We start from the raw sequence: 3,832 nt of genomic DNA, 5'->3' as shown, positions 1-3,832 counted from the left end.
AGGAACGGCTGATCAACAGCACGCTCAGGATCCGGGATGTAGGCGTCCAGAGCTTCTACCAGCTTCTTAACAGCGGTAGTACCCATTTCGTTGTCGTCTTTACCTTCCAGCGCCATCAACGCAGAACCGGTAATGATCGGAGTGTCGTCGCCCGGGAAGTCGTACATGCTCAGCAGGTCACGAACTTCCATTTCAACCAACTCAAGCAGCTCTTCATCATCAACCATGTCCGCTTTGTTCAGGAACACTACGATGAAAGGTACGCCAACCTGACGAGATAGCAGGATGTGCTCACGAGTCTGCGGCATAGGGCCGTCAGCTGCGGAACAAACCAGGATCGCGCCGTCCATCTGAGCCGCACCAGTGATCATGTTTTTAACATAGTCAGCGTGGCCCGGGCAGTCTACGTGTGCGTAGTGACGGCTCGGAGAATCGTATTCAACGTGTGAAGTGGCGATGGTTATACCACGTGCACGCTCTTCCGGTGCGTTATCGATCTGATCGAAAGCACTTGCAGAACCTGTACCCCAAACTTCGTGACATACACGAGTCAGAGCGGCGGTCAGAGTGGTCTTACCATGGTCAACGTGACCGATGGTACCGACGTTTACGTGCGGCTTACTACGTTCAAATTTTTCTTTAGACATTCGACCAATCCCCCTAATCAACCAGGACCGTAACGTTGACCGGAATTAAAAGTGGAGCTCATGACCGGAATTGAACCGGTGACCTCATCCTTACCAAGGATGTGCTCTACCGACTGAGCTACATGAGCGAAAAACTAAATTGGAGCGGGCAGCGGGAATCGAACCCGCGTCATCAGCTTGGAAGGCTGAGGTAATAGCCACTATACGATGCCCGCGAGCAATAAGTGGTGGAGGGGGCTGGATTCGAACCAGCGAAGCTTTCGCGTCAGATTTACAGTCTGATCCCTTTGGCCACTCGGGAACCCCTCCAGTACAAACCCGCTTCGCGGATCTGCTTAAAACAAAAAGTGGAGCTGGCGGACGGAATCGAACCCCCGACCTGCTGATTACAAGTCAGCTGCTCTACCAACTGAGCTACGCCAGCTCACATTCGCTCGTTCAGCGAGGGCGGTATAGTACGGACTTTTTCCTGACGTTGCAACACCTTTGCAAGTATTACGTTCGATGAAATCGAAATCGCCATCAAAATCCGCTTCAACCGCTTGAAGCACTTCGGTTTCCCGACTTGATTCAACTTCAAAAGCGAGCGCGTATCCTATCCGATTATGTGTGAACTTGGCCAGCGTTACGTTCAAGTTTTCTGACTTTTTTTCAATCATTAGTCTCTCAGCGGCTTTGAACGTCTCAAACACCCCCAAAGAAATGGCGTTCTGGTACTCTCCTCGCGCAACCACATAGACATCATCCCCCCCAGCGCGCAACACTTCCGCCTGCGCTGCGGCTTCGGATTCAGGCTGAGGCGGAACCAAAACCCAATGCAACGGAGGTAAAGATTCCGTCTTTGACTCTACCCGATAATCAAGGTTAAAAGCGCGCCCCACAGCATTCACTGCGGTAGGCGACTTGAACCAACCTACGGTCAAACAGATATAAGCACTTCGACTTTCGACTGGCACTTTCTCCAAAGGTTTGAGGCTTGCGACCCGCGGCAGCGCACCCGCCGCCTTGGAGCTCACAGCTGGCAGCGCCAGCCGATCAGGCAAAAACCATAGACCAAAATTAAGAATTGCCAAACTAAGCGCCAGCCACTTCATAGCAGTCCATCCTGTGCGACGACCTGATGCAACCCATCGAGCACGAGCCCTGAACAATGCTCCGCCTGCAAACCTAGCCCAAGGAAACGCTCAGCATCACCTCCGGTTACCAAAACGTTCCTAATGCCGTATGCCGCAACGTCTCGATGGACCTGATGAACTACGCCCTCGGTCAGCCACGCTAAACCGTGATTAGCACACTCCCCGGTTGTTGTCCCTGGCTTAGTATTAAGTTGCTCATCAAAATCAAAACCTATCCTTGCAGCATCCAACTTAAGGCTTCTGCGCATCATTCCCAAGCCAGGCAAGATAAACCCCCCGATATGCACCCCATGGCCATCGATATAATCCACGGTCACGGCACTACCCGCATCAATGATGGCGCACCCAGTCTTTAACCGCCCCCAAGCAGCAACCATTGCATGCCAACGGTCTGCCCCCATTCGGAAAACATCTTTATACGAGTTCTTAAGACCGTTACGTCGAGACTCAGTCCAATAAAACGTTATCGGCGCCGGTGTCACCTTTGCCACCGCCGCCTCCAGCGAAACCCGACTGGCTTCCGAGCCCACCGTCGAGACAGCGACCCGCTTAACAGCCGCAGCATGCGGTTCGACCTCCGAGAAGGACTCCCCCGCACTTAGTTCAGCAGCGCCTGCGACGACCACCCCCAAGCTATCCACTAGGCGCCATTTAACTCGCGTGTTGCCCGCATCAATAAGCAAGATCACGCGGTCACCCGCAAGCTGATGTCGCCAGCCATGACTGATATGAGCCCGCCGTCTGTTTCGAGTTGGTAGTTACCGCCGGCATCCACTCCGGCACCAGTACCGGAAAGACTCCCCTCTCTCGCAGCCAATGGTTGACCGAGAAAAATGTCATAGCGTTGCCACTCGTCTCGAAATACCGAAAAGCCTTCTTGCTCGAAATGCACCAGAGCCTCAGCGACTCCATTTATGACCTCGGTGGCCAAATCATTCCGCACCCACTTTTGCTCGGGCCAGTGTTTCAGCAGACTTGTCCAGGGCTGATCAACGGCTATCGCTTCTTTCATATGGACGTTAATTCCGAGGCCAGCAATCACCTGGACCTGCCCTTCCTGTAACTCACCCTGAATTTCAACCAGAATACCGCCAAACTTCTTTCCACCTGCGTACAGATCATTTGGCCACTTTAACCCTGCCCCCTGCACCCCCAATCGACTTAATGCTCTGACCACAGCCACACCCAACACCAAGCTAAGGCCGCTCAAGCCCTCAAAGCCCCCTCGAAGCGTCAAGCCCATGCTCATATAAAGATTTTGCCCCTTGGGGCTGGACCAGCTTCGACCTCGTCGTCCCCGGCCCTCAGTCTGCGCATCAGCCAAGACAACGGGCATGCCGTGGCCCGGCGCTAACAATTTTCGAGCTACTTCCGCGTTGGTCGAGTCCACTTCCTTGAGCACGGTCACATCTATCTTGTCTTCGTACTCTTTCGCCAACCCATCGACAATTTTTTGCCGGTCCAGCAGGTCAAGCTCAGTCACTAACTGATATCCCTGCCCTCTTATTGTCGTTACTTCTATACCCTCGGCCACCGCTTTTCGAATCTGTTTCCATACAGCTGTACGCGAAACACCTAACTGCTTGGCTAACGACTCGCCAGAGTGAACGCGATGGTCGCTAAGTAGGTCTAACAATGTATTGGGCTTCATCGAATTGGTTCCAGACAGGAAATGACTGAGCGAGATTAAACAACAGGACGCAACAAAACACAAAAGGGCAGGACGAGGACTACCCTTTTATTCGAAATCAAGGATCTGACCGAAGCTACGCTGCCGTCGAATGTAGAAATATATCGGAATTTTGAAGCTTAACACCTGACATCACGATTTTGACTCACTCATCCGGATTGATCGGAAGGCAGGAATTTGAACTCCAGAAATGAAAAAACCCCCGACAGCAGAGCTATCGGGGGTTTTTGGCATTAAGAGTCTGACGATGACCTACTCTCACATGGGCAAGTGCCACACTACCATCGGCGCAGGCTTGTTTCACTTCTGAGTTCGGGATGGGATCAGGTGGTTCCAAGCCGCTATGGTCGTCAGACAAA

At 52.7% G+C, this 3,832-nt stretch carries 3 protein-coding genes, 4 tRNA genes and 1 rRNA gene; all 8 read right to left on the bottom strand.

Annotated features, from left to right (window positions below; translation table 11 throughout):
• A partial coding sequence (locus VOI14_RS15610) for a GTP-binding protein (protein WP_323752961.1) occupies nt 1–647 on the bottom strand: 647 nt, incomplete at its 3' end.
• Between the two features lie 52 nt (nt 648–699).
• A tRNA-Thr gene (locus VOI14_RS15605) sits at nt 700–775 on the bottom strand.
• Between the two features lie 12 nt (nt 776–787).
• A tRNA-Gly gene (locus VOI14_RS15600) sits at nt 788–862 on the bottom strand.
• Nucleotides 863–872: 10 nt separating this feature from the next.
• A tRNA-Tyr gene (locus tag VOI14_RS15595) sits at nt 873–956 on the bottom strand.
• Between the two features lie 39 nt (nt 957–995).
• Nucleotides 996–1,071: transfer RNA gene (locus VOI14_RS15590), tRNA-Thr, on the bottom strand.
• A gap of 666 nt (nt 1,072–1,737) precedes the next feature.
• On the bottom strand, nt 1,738–2,472 hold the full coding sequence (locus VOI14_RS15585; RefSeq protein WP_323752960.1) for a type III pantothenate kinase: 735 nt from the start codon (nt 2,470–2,472) through the stop codon (nt 1,738–1,740).
• The gene (locus tag VOI14_RS15580; protein ID WP_323752959.1) at nt 2,469–3,434 is read right to left on the bottom strand and encodes a biotin--[acetyl-CoA-carboxylase] ligase; all 966 of its coding nucleotides are present in this window, start codon (nt 3,432–3,434) and stop codon (nt 2,469–2,471) included. Before VOI14_RS15580 ends, VOI14_RS15585 begins: the two co-directional genes overlap by 4 nt.
• 278 nt (nt 3,435–3,712) lie before the next feature.
• Nucleotides 3,713–3,828 (bottom strand): 5S ribosomal RNA (gene rrf / locus VOI14_RS15575).
• Nucleotides 3,829–3,832 lie beyond the last annotated feature (4 nt).

Source organism: Marinobacter sp. (genome assembly GCF_034669625.1).
Lineage (GTDB): Bacteria > Pseudomonadota > Gammaproteobacteria > Pseudomonadales > Oleiphilaceae > Marinobacter.
Note: the sequence above shows the minus strand (reverse complement) of the source record. Positions and strands in the feature narration are given on the sequence as shown.

What these genes read in the sequence shown, in the direction of transcription:
- VOI14_RS15580 (WP_323752959.1), bottom strand. Translation starts at nt 3,434, where the DNA reads ATGAAGCCCAATACATTGTTAGACCTACTTAGCGACCATCGCGTTCAC.